This window comes from Streptomyces sp. NPDC087428 (genome assembly GCF_044744085.1).
Taxonomy (GTDB): Bacteria; Actinomycetota; Actinomycetes; order Streptomycetales; family Streptomycetaceae; genus Streptomyces.
In genome coordinates this window covers 221,357-239,047 of sequence record NZ_JBIUXR010000001.1, presented here as the reverse complement: position 1 = coordinate 239,047, position 17,691 = coordinate 221,357, and the positions used below count along the sequence as shown (strand labels likewise).

Here is a 17,691-nt window from a genome sequence, read left to right as displayed (position 1 = left end):
GCCCCGGCCGTGTGAACCGTGCCAAGGGGGGCCCGAACGGGGGGCCAGGCAAGGTACCGTCGGATAGAGGCACCAGGAGCCGCTGAACCAGGCGTCTCCCAGGCGAAGGGGAAGCACCTCGTGGCACGCATCGGTGATGGCGGCGACCTGCTCAAGTGCTCGTTCTGCGGAAAGAGCCAGAAGCAGGTGAAGAAGCTCATTGCGGGACCCGGTGTGTACATCTGCGACGAGTGCATCGATCTCTGCAACGAGATCATCGAGGAGGAGCTCGCGGAGACCTCCGAGGTGCGGTGGGAGGAACTTCCCAAGCCGCGCGAGATCTACGAGTTCCTCGAGGGGTACGTCGTAGGGCAGGAGCCCGCGAAGAAGGCTCTCTCGGTCGCTGTGTACAACCACTACAAGCGGGTCCAGGCCGGGGAGAACGGCGGCGGTACGAGCCGTGACGACGCGATCGAGCTCGCCAAGTCGAACATCCTGCTGCTGGGCCCCACGGGCTCGGGCAAGACCCTCCTCGCGCAGACACTGGCCCGCATGCTCAACGTCCCGTTCGCCATCGCCGACGCGACGGCGCTGACGGAGGCCGGCTATGTCGGCGAGGACGTCGAGAACATCCTGCTGAAGCTGATCCAGGCCGCTGACTACGACGTCAAGAAGGCCGAGACCGGGATCATCTACATCGACGAGATCGACAAGGTCGCCCGCAAGAGCGAGAACCCGTCGATCACCCGCGATGTCTCCGGCGAGGGCGTCCAGCAGGCCCTGCTGAAGATCCTGGAGGGCACCACCGCCTCCGTACCGCCGCAGGGCGGCCGGAAGCACCCGCACCAGGAGTTCATCCAGATCGACACGACGAACGTGCTGTTCATCGTGGGCGGCGCGTTCTCCGGCCTGGAGAAGATCATCGAGTCCCGGGCCGGCGCGAAGGGCATCGGCTTCGGCGCCACGATCCGCTCCAAGCTGGAGATCCAGGCGAGCGACCAGTTCCAGGAAGTCATGCCGGAGGACCTGGTGAAGTTCGGGATGATCCCCGAGTTCATCGGCCGCCTCCCGGTCCTGACCTCGGTCCACAACCTGGACCGCGAGGCCCTGCTCCAGATTCTCATCGAGCCGCGCAACGCCCTGGTGAAGCAGTACCAGCGGCTGTTCGAACTCGACGGTGTGGAGCTGGACTTCGAGCGCGAGGCGCTGGAGGCCATCGCCGACCAGGCGATCCTGCGCCAGACCGGTGCGCGTGGTCTGCGCGCGATCATGGAAGAGGTCCTCCAGTCGGTGATGTACGAGGTGCCGTCCCGCAAGGACGTCGCCCGGGTCGTCATCACCTCGGACGTGGTCCGCAACAACGTCAACCCGACCTTGGTCCCGCGCGAGCCGCGGACGATCGGGAAGAACGACGACGGCCGCCACGAGAAGTCCGCGTAGCGGTGGCGTAGAGACGTACGCGAAGGGGCGCCCGGCCAGGTGAACTGGCTGGGCGCCCCTTCGCGTTGCGGTGTGCCGGGTCAGATCTTGGTGCGGGAGGTGTTGTAGAGCTTGGCGGCGAGCGCGGCCACGTCCTCCTGCGGCATGGGCTTGTTGGTCATGGCGAGTCCCATGTCGATGCCCGTGACGATGCCCACCGTGCTGTAGTCGGCCCAGATGCAGATGGGGGCCTCGATTGTGTCGGGGCCGTTCTTCGCCGTCCCGTCCGCTTCGCTGTTCTTCACCTTGACGTTCTGGCACTTCATCAGGGCGCCCTTGAAGCCCGGCGGGGTGACTGCCTTCGGTGAGCCGACCAGCTCAGCCTTGGAATCGCTCTCACCCTTGGTCATGTTCAGCTTGGCCCGGTCGAAGGAGTTGTTGAGCACCGCGGCCGGGTCGCTGACCTCTCCCCAGAAGCCCTGCAGGTTCAAGACCTTCAGGCTCATGTCCTCCTGGGAGCCGCCCTGATAGTTGGCACCGGCTCCGTTGGGGTTCTTGATACCGCTGGCTTCGGCCTTCGTCTTGTCCGAGCCGCTCAGCGGTCCGCTGCTGTCGCCGGAGGACGCGGCCCCCTTCTTGTAGCTGTCCACCGAATCGGCCGGCGTCAGCTTGTAGCCCTTGGTGCTTTCCGCGACATCGCTGTTACTGACCTTGTCGCCGCCCGACGTCAGCGCGTACACCCCGCCACCGATGACCACCAGCGCCACGATCACGCCGCCGATGATCAGGCCGGTCTTCTTCTTTTTCGGCTCGCCGGCCGGGGGGAACGGGGGCTGCTGGCCGTAGACCGGCTGGCCGCCGTACGGGGGAGTGGGGGGCTGCTGTCCGTACGGGCCGGGCTGCTGGGCCTGCGGGTAGCCGTAGCCCGGCTGCGGGGGCTGCTGCGGCGGGACGCCCTGGGGGGCCTGCTGCGGGTACCCGTAACCGGGCTGGCCCTGCGGCTGGCCCTGCGGCGGCGGGCCGCCGTAGGGGCCCGGCTGCTGTCCGTACGGTCCGGGCTGGCCCTGGGGCTGCTGTCCGTCGTACGGGCCCGGCTGGTTGAAGCTCATCTGCGGTTTCCCCTGTTCGTCATACTTACGCGTTCCGAACATCCTGACGGAAGGCCCGCGGGGGTGGGGCACCGGGAGGCACACCGTTACTCAACAAACCGGTTTCAGTGCATGACTGTGACGGCCCTAAACTGTGGGGCGTGACCGAGAACGCAGCGCCGCAGCCAGCCAGCAACCCCGAACTGCCGACCCAGTACACGCCGGCCGAGGTAGAGGGGAAGCTGTACGAGCGCTGGGTGGAGCGCGGCTACTTCGAGGCCGACGAGCACAGCGAGAAGCCCCCGTACTCCATCGTCATCCCGCCGCCCAACGTCACCGGCTCCCTGCACCTCGGGCACGCCTTCGAGCACACGCTGATCGACGCGCTGGTCCGCCGCAAGCGGATGCAGGGCTTCGAGGCGCTGTACCAGCCCGGTATGGACCACGCCGGCATCGCCACCCAGAACGTCGTCGAGCGCGAGCTCGCCAAGGAGGGCAAGTCCCGCCACGACCTGGGCCGCGAGGCCTTCGTCGAGCGCGTCTGGCAGTGGAAGAACGAGTCCGGCGGCCAGATCTCCGGCCAGATGCGCCGCCTCGGCGAGGGCGTCGACTGGTCCCGCGAGCGGTTCACCATGGACGAGGGCCTGTCCAAGGCCGTCCAGACCGTCTTCAAGCGGATGTACGACGACGGGCTGATCTACCGCGCCGAGCGCATCATCAACTGGTGCCCGCGCTGTCTCACCGCGATCTCCGACATCGAGGTCGAGTACCAGGAGGACGACGGCGAGCTCGTCTCCATGACGTACGGGGAGGGTGACGAGACCATCGTCGTCGCCACCACCCGCGCCGAGACGATGCTCGGTGACACCGCCGTCGCCGTCCACCCCGACGACGAGCGCTACCGGCACCTGGTCGGCAAGCAGATCAAGCTGCCGCTGACCGACCGCACGATCCCGGTCGTCGCCGACCACCACGTCGACCCCGAGTTCGGCACCGGCGCCGTCAAGGTGACCCCGGCGCACGACCCGAACGACTTCGAGATCGGCAAGCGCCACGACCTGCCCTTCCTCACCGTCCTGGACGAGCGGGCCGTCATCACCGTCCCCGGCCCCTTCCAGGGCCTGGACCGGCTGGAAGCCCGCTCCGCGATCGTCGCCGCCCTGCGCGCCGAGGGCCGGATCGTGGCCGAGAAGCGTCCGTACGTCCACTCCGTCGGGCACTGCTCGCGCTGCAAGACCACCATCGAGCCGCGCCTCTCCCTCCAGTGGTGGGTCAAGGTCGAGCCGCTCGCCAAGGCGGCCGGTGACGCCGTCCGCGACGGCAAGGTCAAGATCCATCCGCAGGAGATGGAGAAGCGGTACTTCGACTGGGTCGACAACCTCCACGACTGGACGATCTCGCGCCAGCTCTGGTGGGGCCACCGCATCCCCGTCTGGTACGGCCCGAACGGCGAGGTCGTCTGCGTCGGACCGGACGACGAGGCGCCCACCGGCGAGGGCTGGACGCAGGACAGCGATGTCCTGGACACCTGGTTCTCCTCCGGCCTGTGGCCCTTCTCCACGCTCGGCTGGCCCGAACAGACCGACAGCCTCGCGAAGTTCTACCCGAACTCCGTCCTGGTCACCGGCTACGACATCCTCTTCTTCTGGGTCGCCCGGATGATGATGTTCGGCCTGTACGTCAACGACGGCGTTCCGCCGTTCGAGACGATCGTGCTGCACGGCATGGTCCGCGACGAGCACGGCAAGAAGATGTCGAAGTCCTTCGGGAACGTGGTCAACCCGCTGGACTGGATGGACAAGTACGGCTCCGACGCGCTCCGTTTCACCCTGGCGCGCGGCGCCAACCCCGGTGTCGACGTCCCGATCGGCGAGGAGTGGGTCCAGGGTTCCGCCAAGTTCTCCAACAAGATCTGGAACGCCACCCGCTTCGCCCTGATGAACGGCGCCACCATCGAGGGCGAGCTGCCTGCCGCCGACGAGATGTCGGTCACCGACCGCTGGATTCTGTCCCGGCTGGGCAAAACCGTCGCCGAAGTCGACGCGTACTACGACGACTTCCAGTTCTCCAAGCTCAGTGAGGCGCTCCGGCACTTCGCCTGGGACGAGGTCTTCGACTGGTACGTCGAGCTGTCCAAGACCACGTTCTTCGGCGGCGGCCGGCCGGCCGAGGTCTCGGGCCGGGTCCTGGGCGAGGTCCTCGACGTGATGCTGCGCCTCCTGCACCCGGTCGTCCCGTTCGTCACGGAGACGCTGTGGACCGCGCTCACCGGCCGCGAGTCCGTCGTCATCGCGGACTGGCCGCAGGACAGCGGCTTCCGGGACGACGCGGCCGAGAAGGAGATCGAGCTCGTCCAGCAGGTCGTCACCGAGGTCCGCCGCTTCCGCTCCGACCAGGGCCTCCAGCCCGGCCAGAAGGTCCCGGCCGAGCTGGACCTGACCGGTACGCCGCTCGCCGCGCACGAGGCGGCCATCCGCCAGCTGCTGCGCCTGCAGCCCGCCGGCGACGGCTTCCACGCCACCGCGTCGCTGCCGGTCGCGGGCGCCACGGTCGCGCTCGACCTGTCCGGCACGATCGACATCGAGGCCGAGCGCAAGCGCCTGACGAAGGACCTGGGCGCCGCCGAGAAGGAGAAGGCGCAGGCCAACGGCAAGCTGAACAACGAGGCGTTCCTCGGCAAGGCCCCGGACAACGTGGTCGACAAGATCCGTGGCCGGCTCGCCAAGGCCGAGACCGACATCGAGCGCATCACCAGCCAGCTGGCGGCCCTGCCGCAGGCCTGACCAGGCCCGCCGCACGGAGCCCCCGTACCCCTCGGCCGAGGGGTACGGGGGCTCCGTCGTACCCCTGCCGCCGGGCGCTGCGCGCGATGTCGGTGCTCATCCGTAGACTGGTCCTGTGAGTGAGCCCCGCCCTTCCGACCGGCACGACGCGTCCGACTCCGACGAGACCTTCGCGGAGATCGTCGACGAAGCGACCCAGCGCGACCCCGACCTGGCGGTGATCGAGGCCGGGAGCCGGACGCTGCGCGCCGCCTCCGGGCGCCCCCAGGCCGACGAGGTCCCCGCCCGCCCCGCCGATCCGGAGGTGGACAGGGCGCTGCGCGCGGTGGAGCGCGAGCTCGCCGGGCGCTGGGGGGAGACCAAGCTGGAGCCGTCCGTGGCGCGCATCGCCGCGCTGATGGACGTCCTCGGTGACCCGCAGCGCGCGTACCCCTCCATCCACATCACCGGTACCAACGGCAAGACGAGCACGGCCCGCATGATCGAGGGCCTGCTCGGCGCGTTCGACCTGCGTACCGGCCGCTACACCTCGCCGCACGTCCAGTCGATCACCGAGCGGATCAGCCTGGACGGCGCCCCGATGGACGCCGAGCGGTTCGTCGAGGCGTACCAGGACATCAAGCCGTACATCGAGATGGTCGACGAGCAGCAGCCCTACCGGCTCTCCTTCTTCGAGGTGCTCACCGGCATGGCGTACGCGGCGTTCGCCGACACGCCGGTCGATGTCGCCGTCGTCGAGGTCGGCATGGGCGGCAGCTGGGACGCGACCAACGTCATCGACTCCACGGTCGCGGTCGTCACCCCGATCTCCCTGGACCACACCGACCGGCTGGGCTCCACGCCCGGCGAGATCGCGGTGGAGAAGGCCGGGATCATCAAGCAGGGTGCGACGGTCATCCTGGCCCAGCAGCCGGTCGATGCGGCCCAGGTGATGCTGAAGAAGGCCGTCGCGGCCGACGCGACGGTGGCCCGTGAGGGCATGGAGTTCGGTGTCGTCTCCCGGGAGGTCGCGGTCGGCGGGCAGCTGCTGACGCTGCGCGGTCTCGGCGGCGAGTACGACAACATCTTCCTTCCGCTGTACGGGGCCCACCAGGCGCACAACGCCGTGGTGGCGCTCTGTGCCGTGGAGGCGTTCTTCGGGATCGGCGCCGAGCAGGCCGGATCGCTCGACGCCGACATCGTCCGCAAGGCCTTCGCCGCGGTGCTCTCGCCCGGCCGTCTCGAAGTCGTCCGCTCCAGCCCGACCGTCGTCCTGGACGCCGCCCACAACCCGGCCGGCGCCCGCGCCGCCTCCGAGGGGATCTCCGAGGCGTTCGGCTTCTCCCGGCTGATCGGTGTGGTCGGTGCCAGCGCCGACAAGGACGTCCGGGGGCTCCTGGAGGCCTTCGAGCCGATCTTCGCGGAGGTCGTGATCACCCAGAACTCCAGCGGCCGCGCGATGGACGCGGACGCCCTGGCGACCGTCGCCGTCGAGGTCTTCGGCAATGAGCGGGTCCAGGTCGAACCCCGTCTCGACGACGCGCTGGAGGCGGCGATCACCCTCGCGGAGGAAGAGGACGAGTACGCGGGCGCCGGGGTGCTGGTGACCGGATCCGTGATCACGGTCGGCGAGGCCCGGCTGCTTCTGGGAAGGAGCTGACCCACGTGCGTACGCTCTGTGCATCGACCCTGATCGGTGAGTTCTTCGTGATCGGCTTCGCCGGACTCGTCGCGATGAAGTCCGACGACCTGTCGTCCGCGACGGTGTGGACGGTCTGCGGCATCGGCATGCTGCTCTCCGTGCTGCTCTGCGGGGTGATCACCCGCCCCGGCGGGGTACAGCTCGGCTGGGCGCTCCAGGTCGTGCTGGTCGCCAGTGGCTTCGTGGTGCCGACGATGTTCATCCTCGGTCTGGTCTTCGGCGGCCTGTGGTGGGCCTCGGTGCACTACGGCCGCAAGATCGACGAGGCGAAGGCCCGCTGGGCCGCGCAGGAGGCGGCGCAGGCCCCCGCCGCGGGCTGACCCGGCGCGCGGCCGGTGCACGCCCCCTTGCCCGGCGGGCAAACCCGGCCGCCGGGCCGTCAAGGCACCCCTGTAATCTCGCTTCACCGCACCCGTATGCCTGCAAGGAGCCGCACATGACTCAGCGCACCCTCGTTCTTCTCAAGCCCGACGCCGTCCGTCGCGGTCTGGTCGGCGAGATCGTCGGCCGCATCGAGCGCAAGGCCGGCTGGAAGATCACCGCGCTGGAGCTGCGTACCCTCGACCGGGCGACGCTGGAGCAGCACTACGCCGAGCACGTCGGCCGCCCGTTCTACGAGCCGCTCGTCGAGTTCATGCTGTCCGGTCCGATCGTCGCCCTGGTGGCCGAGGGCGAGCGGGTGATCGAGGGCGTCCGTGCCCTGGCGGGCCCCACCGACCCGATCGCCGCCGCGCCCGGATCGATCCGTGGCGATCTCGGCACGATCACCCGGGAGAACCTCATCCACGCCTCGGACTCCGAGGAGTCCGCAGAGCGAGAAATGAAGCTGTTCTTCCCGGGACTTTCCTGACCTCCGCTCCGCCAAACAGCGCTCATGACCTGGGGCGACCGAAGTAATTCGGTCGCCCTTCGGCATAGGGTCACCGATCGCGGGAACGCATCCCTCCGACGTAACGTCACCATGAGTGGGACGGCCACCCGTTCTGCTCAACAAGGCGAAGGACCCTCGCGCTGTGTCGGTGTATCCGGCACTACGATGGAAGCTTCCACGCCCGCAGCGCTCATCTCGCCTACCAAAACAAGCCATCACCGCTTTCGCTTGGGAAGGCCCGACGCATCCTCATGGGGAACAAGGGGAACTCAATGTCGTTCATCGGCCGTGACATGGCTATCGACCTCGGGACTGCCAACACGCTGGTGTACGTCAGGGGGCGCGGCATCGTTCTGAACGAGCCGTCCGTCGTGGCCATCAACACCAACACCGGCGGCATCCTGGCGGTCGGCGCCGAGGCCAAGAAGATGATCGGCCGTACACCGGGCAACATCGTTGCCGTACGGCCACTGAAGGACGGCGTGATCGCCGACTTCGAGATCACGGAGCGGATGCTCCGCTACTTCATCCTGAAGATCCACAAGCGCCGCTACCTGGCCCGCCCGCGGGTCGTCGTCTGTGTGCCCTCCGGCATCACAGGGGTCGAGCGACGCGCCGTCATCGAGGCGTCGACGCAGGCCGGCGCGCGCCAGGTGCACATCATCGAGGAGCCCATGGCGGCGGCCATCGGCTCCGGCCTGCCGGTCCACGAGGCCACCGGCAACATGGTCGTCGACATCGGTGGCGGCACCACCGAGGTCGCGGTCATCTCGCTCGGCGGCATCGTCACCGCCCAGTCGATCCGGGTCGCCGGTGACGAACTGGACAACGCGATCATCCAGCACATCAAGAAGGAGTACTCGCTCCTCCTCGGTGAGCGCACCGCGGAACAGATCAAGATCACCATCGGCTCCGCGTTCGAGCTGGAGAAGGACGAGCACACCGAGATCCGCGGCCGCGACCTCGTCTCCGGCCTGCCCAAGACCGTGGTCATCTCCGCGACCGAGGTCCGCAAGGCGATCGAGGAGCCGGTCAACGCGATCGTCGACGCGGTCAAGACGACGCTCGACAAGTGCCCGCCGGAGCTCTCCGGCGATGTCATGGACCGGGGCATCGTCCTCACCGGCGGCGGCGCGCTGCTGCGCGGACTGGACGAGCGGCTCCGTCACGAGACGGGGATGCCGATCCACATCGCGGAGGACCCGCTGGACTCCGTCGCGCTCGGATCCGGCAAGTGCGTCGAGGAGTTCGAGGCGCTCCAGCAGGTGCTGGACGCCCAGCCCCGACGGTAGGAACTCACGCGAGCCTCCGCGCGGACGCTGCCGCTCCGCGCGGAGGATCGTTGATATACAGGCACGAACATTCCTACGAGGAAGGCACGGCCGCCGCACGTGAGGGACACACGAGAGAGCCGGCTGCTCCTGGTGCTGCTGATCGCCATCGCATTCGCACTGATCACGGTGGATATCCGCGGTGGGGAGGAGTCGCCGGTGGACGGCGCCCGGCAGGCCGCCTCCACGGTCTTCGGACCCGTTGAGAACGGCGTCGCGGCCGCCGTCGACCCGGTGGGCAACGCCATAGGGGCGGTACGCGCCTCCGGCGCACGGCACGACAAGATCTCCGCACTGGAGCAGCAGAACGCCGCGCTGAAGGCCAAGCTCGGCAGCGACGACCAGAACCGCAGCCGGGTCCGCGAGCTCGACAAGATGCTGAAGAAGTCGGCCGCCGGACAGTACGGCATCAAGGCCGCCGAGGTCATCGCCATAGGAGCGGCCCAGGGCTTCTCCTGGACGGTCACCATCGACGCGGGCTCCAAGGACGGTCTCAAGCGGGACATGACCGTCCTCAACGGCGACGGACTCGTCGGCAGGGTCACCACCGTCGGCCCGGACACCGCGACGGTGCTCCTCGCCAACGACCCCGACTTCACCGTCGGCACCCGGATGGAGTCCACCGACGAACTCGGCTTCGCCACCGGCCAGGGCTCACGCCCGCTGGCCGTCCAGTTCCTGAACGGCAAGGCCAAGGTCAAGAAGGGCGACCGGCTCGTCACGTTCGGGTCCAGCAAGGACAAGCCGTTCGTGCCCGGGGTCCCGGTCGGCGAGGTCGTCCGCGTCGACCCGTCCGGCGGCGACCTGACCCGTACGGTCTACGTCCGTCCGTACGTCGGCTTCACCAAGCTCGACATCGTCGGCATCGTCGTCCAGGCCCCGCGCGAGGACCCCCGCGACATGGTCCTGCCGAAGAAGCCGGCCAAGCCCGCCAAGCCGAAGCCCACCCCGACCGTCACGGTCACCATCTCGCCCAACGGCGACATCGTGGACACCGGCGGCAGGGTCGTCGGGAACATCCACCAGAGCGCGAACCCCAGCGGCGGCCCGAGCCCCAGCGGGAACGCCACACCCAACACCGACAACGCGGTAAACGAACAGAGGTAGAGCTGATCCCCATGCGCGTCAACCGGACTCTGCTCTCCATCGCCCTGGTCGTGATCGCACTCGTCGTCCAGGTCTCCGTACTGGCCCGGCTCCAGCTGCCCGGCGCGGTGCCCGATCTGCTCCTCATGGTCGTCGTCGGACTGGCCTTCGTCTACGGGCACGTCAGCGGCGCCCTCATCGGCTTCGGTGCGGGGCTGCTGGCGGACCTGGCACCGCCGGCGGACCACGCGGCCGGCCGGTACGCACTGGTCCTCTGCGTCATCGGATACCTCGCCGGACTGGCCAAGCCGGAGAACGGCCAGCTCAAATCGGCCTTCATGCCGATGGCCGTGGTCGTCGCGGCGGCGATCGGGTCGACCCTGCTGTACGCGGGTGTCGGCGCGCTCGTCGGCGACACCGCCGCCCGCCACGTGGGCCTGGGCAGCCTGCTGTTCACCGCGGCCGTCTACGACCTGCTTCTCGCCCCGTTCACCGTGCCCCTGATCATGGCGATGGCCAGACGCACGGTGAACGACCCGCTCACCGAGTCCTCCTCCGGCGGCAAGGACGCCACGGCGGGCTGGCTCGCGGCGGGCACCGGCCTGCGGATCGGCAGCCAGCGCGGCGGACTGCGCGTCAAGGCCGCCCGGAACCGGGCAGCACGCGCCGGACGGATCAAGGGAGTCAAGCGACTGTGAGCCCGCACTTCCCGGGGGCCGCCCACCGGGCCCCCTGCCCGACCACCACCGGGGGCGCCCCGTGACCAACATCCCCGAGACGGGCCGGACGCAGCGGGTCCAGATCCGCCTCGTCGTCATCCAGGTCCTCGTCTTCTCCCTGCTGCTCACCCTGGGCGGCCGCCTCTGGTACCTCCAGATCCGCAACGGCCAGGAGTACTCCGACGAGGCGAAGAACAACCACGTCCAGCAGGTCGTCCAGCCGGCCGCCCGCGGCTCCATCCTCGACGCCCGGGGCGTGCCCCTCGCCGACAACGAGACCCGGCTCGTCGTCTCCGCCAGCCGCACCGAGCTGCTGAAGATGGACGACGACGGCAAGGGCGTGCTGACCCGGCTCGCCGACGTGCTGGGCATGAAGCCCAAGGACGTCATCGACAAGGTCCGGCTCTGCGACGCGAAGACCCCGCAGCCCTGCTGGAACGGTTCGCCCTACCAGCCGATCCCGGTCACCGACGAGGCCACCACCCAGCAGGCCCTCCAGATCCGCGAACGCACCGAGGACTTCCCCGGCATCACCGCGGAACCCACCGCCGTACGCCGCTACGCCGCACCCGGCAAGGCCAACAGCGCCCAGGTCCTCGGCTACCTCTCGCCCGTCACCGACGACGAGATCACCAAGGCCCAGGACACCGACTCGCCGTACCTGCGCTCCGACCAGGTCGGCCGGTCCGGCCTGGAGCGCACGTACGACAAGGAGCTGCGCGGCAAGGCGGGCGTCACCCGCTACGAGGTCGACAACCTCGGCCGGGTCATCGGCGAGGCGAAGAACGACAAGGCGGAGCCCGGCTCCAGCGTCGTCACCTCCATCGACGCCCGGGTCCAGGCCGTCGCCGAGTACGAGCTCAACCAGGCCATGAAGACGGCCCGCACCGAGTTCGACACCAACACCGGCGAGAACTACAAGGCCGACTCCGGCGCCGTCGTCGTCATGGAGGCCAAGACCGGCCGGGTCGTCTCGATGGCCTCGCTGCCCAATTACGACCCCAACGCCTGGGTCGGCGGCATCTCCGGCAAGGACTACGCCAAGCTCACCGGCAAGAACTCCAACTTCCCGCTGCTGAACCGGGCCATCCAGGGCCAGGCCGCCCCCGGCTCCATCTTCAAGGTCATCTCCTCGACCGCCGCGGTCAACGCCGGATACCCCTTCGACGGCAACTACCCCTGCCCGAGCTCGTACTCCATCGGCGGCCAGACCTTCAAGAACTTCGAGTCCCAGGGCTACGGCGACATCACCATCGGCCGCGCCCTCGAAGTCTCCTGCGACACCGTGTACTACGGCATCGCGCACAAGGAGTGGCAGAAGGACGGCGGCAACAGCCCCAAGAAGAAGCCCAACGACTGGTTCTACAAGACCGCCCACCAGTTCGGCCTGGGCAAGGAGACGGGCATCGACCTCCCCAACGAGGTCAGCGGCCGCGTCCCCGACCGCGAGTGGAAGAAGAACTTCGCCAAGGCCAACCACGACTCCTGGTGCAAGCAGGGCAAGAAGGACGGCACGTACGTCGAGAAGATCGCCTACGAGAACTGCCTCGAAGGCGACAAGATGCGTGCCGGTGACTCCGTCAACTACTCGATCGGCCAGGGCGACACCCTCGTCACCCCGATACAGATGGCGACGATCTACGCGGCCATCTCCAACGGCGGCACGCTCTACGACCCCACCGTCGGCAAGGCGATCGTCAGCGGCGACGGCAAGACCGTCCAGCAGATCAAGCCCAAGTCGCACGGCAAGCTGCCCTTCACCCAGAAGACGCGCAACGAGATCGACGGAGCCCTCGCGGGTGTCGCGACCCGCGGCTCCGCCGCCTGGCGCTTCGGCGGCTGGCCGCAGGACAAGATCCCGATGCACGCCAAGACGGGCACCGCGGAGGTCTACGGCAAGCAGACGACCTCATGGTTCGCCACGTACACCAAGGACTACACGGTCGTCATGACGATCTCCCAGGGCGGTACGGGCTCCGGCGCCTCCGGGCCCGCCGTGCGCAACATCTACAACGCGATCTACGGTCTCGACGCCACGGGCAAGCAGGACCTCAAGAAGGCACTGCTGCCGACGCCGCAGAAGTCCCTGCCGAAGATCCAGCAGGACGGCACCATCGAGACCCCGAAGATCAAGCCGTACGACCCGGACGCGGGTAAGCCGCCGGCCGGGCAGACGCTCGCCGCGATCCTGGGGAGGCGCGACTGATGGCCGGTTTCTCCGTCCAGCGGTACGCCCCCGAGCGCTCGGCCTGGGGCCGGTTCACCGCCCGGGACTCGGTGGTCCGCCGCCTCGACTGGCCGCTGCTCGGCTCGGCCGTCGCGCTCTCCCTCATCGGCTCGATACTGGTCTACTCGGCGACCAGGGGACGGGACTCGCTCACCCACGGCGACCCGTACTACTTCCTCTTCCGGCACGCCCTCAACACCGGCATCGGCTTCGCCCTGATGGTCGGCACGATCTGGCTCGGCCACCGCACCCTGCGCGGCGCGGTGCCGATCCTGTACGGCCTGTCCGTACTCCTCGTCCTGGCCGTCCTCACCCCGCTCGGCGCCACCGTCAACGGCGCCCACGCCTGGATCATCATCGGCGGCGGCTTCTCCCTCCAGCCCTCCGAGTTCACCAAGATCACGATCATTCTCGGCATGGCGATGCTGCTCGCCGCCCGCGTCGACGCGGGCGACCAGCCGCACCCCGACCACCGGACCGTCGCCAAGGCCCTCGGCGTGGCGGCAATCCCGATGGCGGTCGTCATGGGAATGCCGGACCTCGGTTCCGTGATGGTCATGGCCGTCATCGTGCTCGGTGTGCTGCTTGCCTCCGGGGCGTCGAACCGCTGGATCTTCGGACTCCTCGGCGCCGGCACCGCGGGCGCCGTCGCCGTCTGGCAGCTCGGACTGCTCGACGACTACCAGATCGCCCGGTTCGCGGCCTTCGCCAACCCTGCGCTCGACCCGGCCGGCGTCGGCTACAACACCAACCAGGCCCGTATCGCGATCGGCTCCGGCGGCCTCTCCGGCACCGGCCTCTTCCAGGGCACCCAGACCACCGGCCAGTTCGTCCCCGAGCAGCAGACCGACTTCGTCTTCACCGTCGCCGGAGAGGAACTCGGCTTCCTCGGCGCCGGACTGATCCTCGTCCTGCTCGGCATCATCCTGTGGCGCGCCTGCCGCATCGCCAGGGAGACCACCGAGCTGTACGGGACGATCGTCGCCGCCGGGATCATCGCCTGGTTCGCCTTCCAGGCCTTCGAGAACATCGGCATGACGCTCGGCATCATGCCGGTCGCCGGGCTGCCGCTGCCGTTCGTCTCCTACGGAGGGTCCTCGATGTTCGCCATCTGGGTGGCCATCGGACTGCTCCAGTCGATCAGGGTGCAACGGCCGATAACGGCCTGAGCCGTACGAGTGCCCTTCCCGGAAAGCCTTGCTCGCCGGGAAGGGCGGCGGATTCGACTCATGGCGGGCCCGGTACGTGGCGGAGGCCGCCCGCCCCGCGCTCGGGAAACCGACGCGTTCCCGGCGGAGATCCGGGCGGCACGCGGAGGCTGAGCGTCGCGGTACGCTGGATGGTCATCCTTGCCGGCTCTCGAAAGTTCGCGATGTCTGTCGATTCGGTCTTCCCACAGCTCGAAGCTCTGCTCCCGCATGTGCAGAAGCCCATCCAGTACGTCGGCGGTGAGCTGAACTCCACCGTCAAGCCGTGGGACGAGTGCGACGTCCGCTGGGCCCTCATGTACCCGGACGCGTACGAAGTGGGGCTCCCCAACCAGGGCGTCATGATCCTCTACGAGGTGCTCAACGAGCGCCAGGGCGTCCTCGCCGAGCGCACCTACAGCGTCTGGCCGGACCTGGAGGAGCTGATGCGCGAGCACAAGGTGCCCCAGTTCACGGTGGACGGACACCGCCCGGTCAAGGCGTTCGACGTCTTCGGGCTGAGCTTCTCCACCGAGCTCGGCTACACCAACATGCTCACCGCCCTGGACCTGGCCGGCATCCCGCTGGCCGCCAGGGACCGCGGCCTCGACGACCCGATCGTGCTCGCGGGCGGCCACGCCGCGTTCAACCCCGAGCCGATCGCGGAGTTCATCGACTGCGCGGTCATCGGCGACGGCGAGCAGGCCGTCCTGGAGATCACCGAGATCGTCCGCGCCTGGAAGGCCGAGGGCCGCCCCGGCGGCCGCGAGGAGGTGCTCTTCCGGCTCGCGAGGACCGGCGGCGTCTACGTCCCCGGCTTCTACGACGTCGAGTACCTCCCGGACGGCCGCATCGGCCGGGTCGTGCCCAACAAGTCCGGCGTGCCGTGGCGGGTGTCCAAGCACACCGTGATGGACCTCGACGAGTGGCCCTACCCGAAGCAGCCGCTGGTCCCGCTCGCGGAGACCGTCCACGAGCGGATGTCCGTGGAGATCTTCCGCGGCTGCACCCGCGGCTGCCGCTTCTGCCAGGCCGGCATGATCACGCGCCCCGTGCGGGAGCGAAGCATCACCGGCATCGGCGAGATGGTGGAGAAGGGCCTCAAGGCGACCGGCTTCGAGGAGGTCGGTCTGCTCTCGCTGTCCTCCGCGGACCACTCCGAGATCGGCGACATCGCCAAGGGCCTCGCGGACCGCTACACGGACGACAAGGTCGGGCTCTCGCTGCCCTCCACCCGCGTCGACGCGTTCAACGTGGACCTGGCCAACGAGCTGACCCGCAACGGCCGTCGCTCCGGTCTGACCTTCGCCCCCGAGGGCGGCTCCGAGCGGATGCGCAAGGTCATCAACAAGATGGTCTCGGAGGAGGACCTGATCCGGACCGTCTCCACCGCGTACGGCAACGGCTGGCGTCAGGTGAAGCTGTACTTCATGTGCGGTCTGCCCACCGAGACCGACGAGGACGTCCTGCAGATCGGCGACATGGCGGTCAACGTCATCGCCAAGGGCCGCGAGGTCTCCGGGCAGAACGACATCCGCTGCACCGTCTCCATCGGCGGCTTCGTGCCCAAGCCGCACACCCCGTTCCAGTGGGCCCCGCAGCTCGGCGTCGAGGAGACCGACGCCCGGCTGGCCAAGCTCCGGGACAAGATCCGCGGCGACAAGAAGTACGGCCGCTCGATCGGCTTCCGCTACCACGACGGCAAGCCCGGCATCGTCGAGGGCCTGCTCTCCCGCGGCGACCGCCGGGTCGGCTCCGTCATCCGCGCCGTCTACGAGGCCGGCGGCCGCTTCGACGGCTGGCGCGAGTACTTCAGCTACGACCTGTGGATGAAGAGCGCGGAGAAGACGCTGCCCGCCCTCGGCGTGGACGTCGACTGGTACACCACCCGGGAGCGGACGTACGAGGAGGTTCTGCCCTGGGACCACCTGGACTCCGGCCTCGACAAGGAATGGCTCTGGGAGGACTGGCAGGACTCGCTCGACGAGACCGAGGTCGAGGACTGCCGCTGGACCCCGTGCTTCGACTGCGGGGTGTGCCCGCAGCTGGACCTCGACATCCAGATCGGCCCGACGGGCAAGAAGCTCCTCCCGCTGACGGTCGTGAAGTGACGTCGTGAACGTCGTGAAGTGACGACCTGAAGTGACACCGCCCGGCTCCGGCCGGGTGACAGCTCGATGACGATGGCCCGGCCGGGGAAACCCCCGGCCGGGCCATCGCGTCATGGACCGCATGGACAACGCGAAGCACCATGCGCCCGCGCGGTACGAGAGCGGCGACGGCTGTCTGACCACCCTCGTCAGGATTCCGGTGCGGATCGTGGTCCTCGTCCTGGTCCTGCCGGTCCGGATGGTGTGGGACGCCCTCGTCGCCTGCGCCCGCGCCGCCGACCGCACCGTGCTCCGGCCACTCGGGCGGGCGCTCTCCTGGCTGTTCCAGATCCTCGTGGTGGCCCCGGCGCGCCTGCTGTGGGAGCGGGTGCTGACCCCGGTGGGGCACGCGCTGCGGTGGGTGTACCTGACGCTGCTCGCCCCCGCCGGGCGCGGAATCCGCACGGGGACCGGATGGCTGCTCAAGGCCGTCCTGGTGCTGCCGGTGGTGGGCGTGTGGCGGTACGTCCTGGTGCCGCTGGGGCCGGTCGCCGCCCGGCTCGCGCGGCATCTGGTCGTCCGGCCGGCGAGGTGGACGTACCGGGAACTGCTCACCCCGCTGGGTCACGGCATCGCCGCCGGCCTCCGGGGACTGCGGGCCGGTCTCGACCTGCTCGTCCCGGTGCTTCTCGTCACTCCGCTCGCCTGGGCGTACCGGTGGGTGCTGACCCCCGTGGGCCGGGAGATCGCCGCTGCGATCGGCGTGGCCTGGCGGATCGCCGGATTCGTCTCGCGGGCCGTCGGCCGGGTCCTGGCGCGGCTGGCGTGGTACCTGGTCGGGGCTCCGTTGTCCTGGGCCCACCGCACGGTGTTCACCCCGATGGGCCACTTCGTGCGCGACGCCGTATGGGCCCCCGTGAGGCGGGCGGCCGTCGCGGCGGGCCTGACCGCCCTGGACGCGGTGCGCACGGCCCGCGAAACCGTCCGGCAGGCCCGCCGCGACGCATGGCGGGCGCTGGTCGGCGGGCCGCCCGTGACCGAGCCCCGGGAACCGGGGAGCCCCCTTGCGCGTACCCTGGGTACTGTGCACCATGCAACGACTGTGCCCAGCGCGGCGCCCGAACCAGAGATCTCCCTGCCCGGCGAGCATTCCGTCCGGCGGGGGTGAGCCGGAACGGACGCCCCGGGGCCACCCGTATTTCGAGGGCGGCGTGTCACCCGCGTCCGTCC

Annotated in this window: 13 protein-coding genes; 12 read left to right on the top strand and 1 reads right to left on the bottom strand. The window is 69.2% G+C overall.

Translation table 11 applies throughout. The features are described from left to right. Positions 1-120 precede the first annotated feature (120 nt). A complete protein-coding gene (clpX, locus tag ACIO3R_RS01050) occupies positions 121-1,419 on the top strand; it encodes an ATP-dependent Clp protease ATP-binding subunit ClpX (RefSeq protein WP_362963982.1) in 1,299 nt (432 codons plus the stop codon). A gap of 80 nt (positions 1,420-1,499) precedes the next feature. On the opposite strand, the gene ACIO3R_RS01045 is transcribed toward clpX, so the two are convergent. Then, on the bottom strand, positions 1,500-2,507 hold the full coding sequence (locus tag ACIO3R_RS01045) for a hypothetical protein (protein WP_402101965.1): 1,008 nt from the start codon (positions 2,505-2,507) through the stop codon (positions 1,500-1,502). 140 nt (positions 2,508-2,647) lie between these two features. Here ACIO3R_RS01045 and ACIO3R_RS01040 point away from each other — a divergent pair, with 140 nt between their 5' ends. The 11 genes from ACIO3R_RS01040 (at position 2,648) to ACIO3R_RS00990 (ending at position 17,629) form a co-directional block, all read left to right on the top strand. After that, a complete protein-coding gene (locus tag ACIO3R_RS01040) occupies positions 2,648-5,269 on the top strand; it encodes a valine--tRNA ligase (protein WP_385041280.1) in 2,622 nt (873 codons plus the stop codon). Positions 5,270-5,384: 115 nt separating this feature from the next. Continuing rightward, positions 5,385-6,908, top strand: coding sequence for a bifunctional folylpolyglutamate synthase/dihydrofolate synthase (locus ACIO3R_RS01035; RefSeq protein WP_385344962.1), 1,524 nt, complete (start codon positions 5,385-5,387; stop codon positions 6,906-6,908). Positions 6,909-6,913: 5 nt separating this feature from the next. Then, a complete protein-coding gene (locus ACIO3R_RS01030) occupies positions 6,914-7,270 on the top strand; it encodes a DUF4233 domain-containing protein (protein ID WP_385038568.1) in 357 nt (118 codons plus the stop codon). A gap of 116 nt (positions 7,271-7,386) precedes the next feature. Beyond that, a complete protein-coding gene (gene ndk / locus ACIO3R_RS01025; protein ID WP_363030852.1) occupies positions 7,387-7,800 on the top strand; it encodes a nucleoside-diphosphate kinase in 414 nt (137 codons plus the stop codon). 293 nt (positions 7,801-8,093) lie between these two features. Further along, positions 8,094-9,113: a rod shape-determining protein gene (locus tag ACIO3R_RS01020; protein ID WP_024492993.1), complete on the top strand. Its 1,020-nt coding sequence runs from the start codon at positions 8,094-8,096 to the stop codon at positions 9,111-9,113. 99 nt (positions 9,114-9,212) lie between these two features. Continuing rightward, positions 9,213-10,259 carry a rod shape-determining protein MreC gene (gene mreC, locus ACIO3R_RS01015; RefSeq protein WP_385038563.1) on the top strand — a complete coding sequence of 349 codons (1,047 nt, stop codon included), beginning with the start codon at positions 9,213-9,215 and terminating at the stop codon, positions 10,257-10,259. 11 nt (positions 10,260-10,270) lie between these two features. Further along, positions 10,271-10,936, top strand: coding sequence for a rod shape-determining protein MreD (mreD, locus tag ACIO3R_RS01010; protein WP_363030850.1), 666 nt, complete (start codon positions 10,271-10,273; stop codon positions 10,934-10,936). Positions 10,937-10,997: 61 nt separating this feature from the next. After that, a complete protein-coding gene (gene mrdA, locus ACIO3R_RS01005; RefSeq protein ID WP_385038561.1) occupies positions 10,998-13,163 on the top strand; it encodes a penicillin-binding protein 2 in 2,166 nt (721 codons plus the stop codon). Beyond that, positions 13,163-14,353 carry a rod shape-determining protein RodA gene (gene rodA, locus ACIO3R_RS01000; RefSeq protein ID WP_385038558.1) on the top strand — a complete coding sequence of 397 codons (1,191 nt, stop codon included), beginning with the start codon at positions 13,163-13,165 and terminating at the stop codon, positions 14,351-14,353. The genes mrdA and rodA overlap by 1 nt, the downstream gene beginning before the upstream one ends. A 203-nt stretch (positions 14,354-14,556) precedes the next feature. Further along, positions 14,557-16,482 (top strand): TIGR03960 family B12-binding radical SAM protein, encoded by a 1,926-nt coding sequence (locus ACIO3R_RS00995; RefSeq protein ID WP_385038556.1) that lies wholly within the window; start codon positions 14,557-14,559, stop codon positions 16,480-16,482. Between the two features lie 121 nt (positions 16,483-16,603). After that, a complete protein-coding gene (locus ACIO3R_RS00990) occupies positions 16,604-17,629 on the top strand; it encodes a hypothetical protein (RefSeq protein ID WP_402102928.1) in 1,026 nt (341 codons plus the stop codon). The last annotated feature ends 62 nt before the right edge of the window (positions 17,630-17,691 follow it).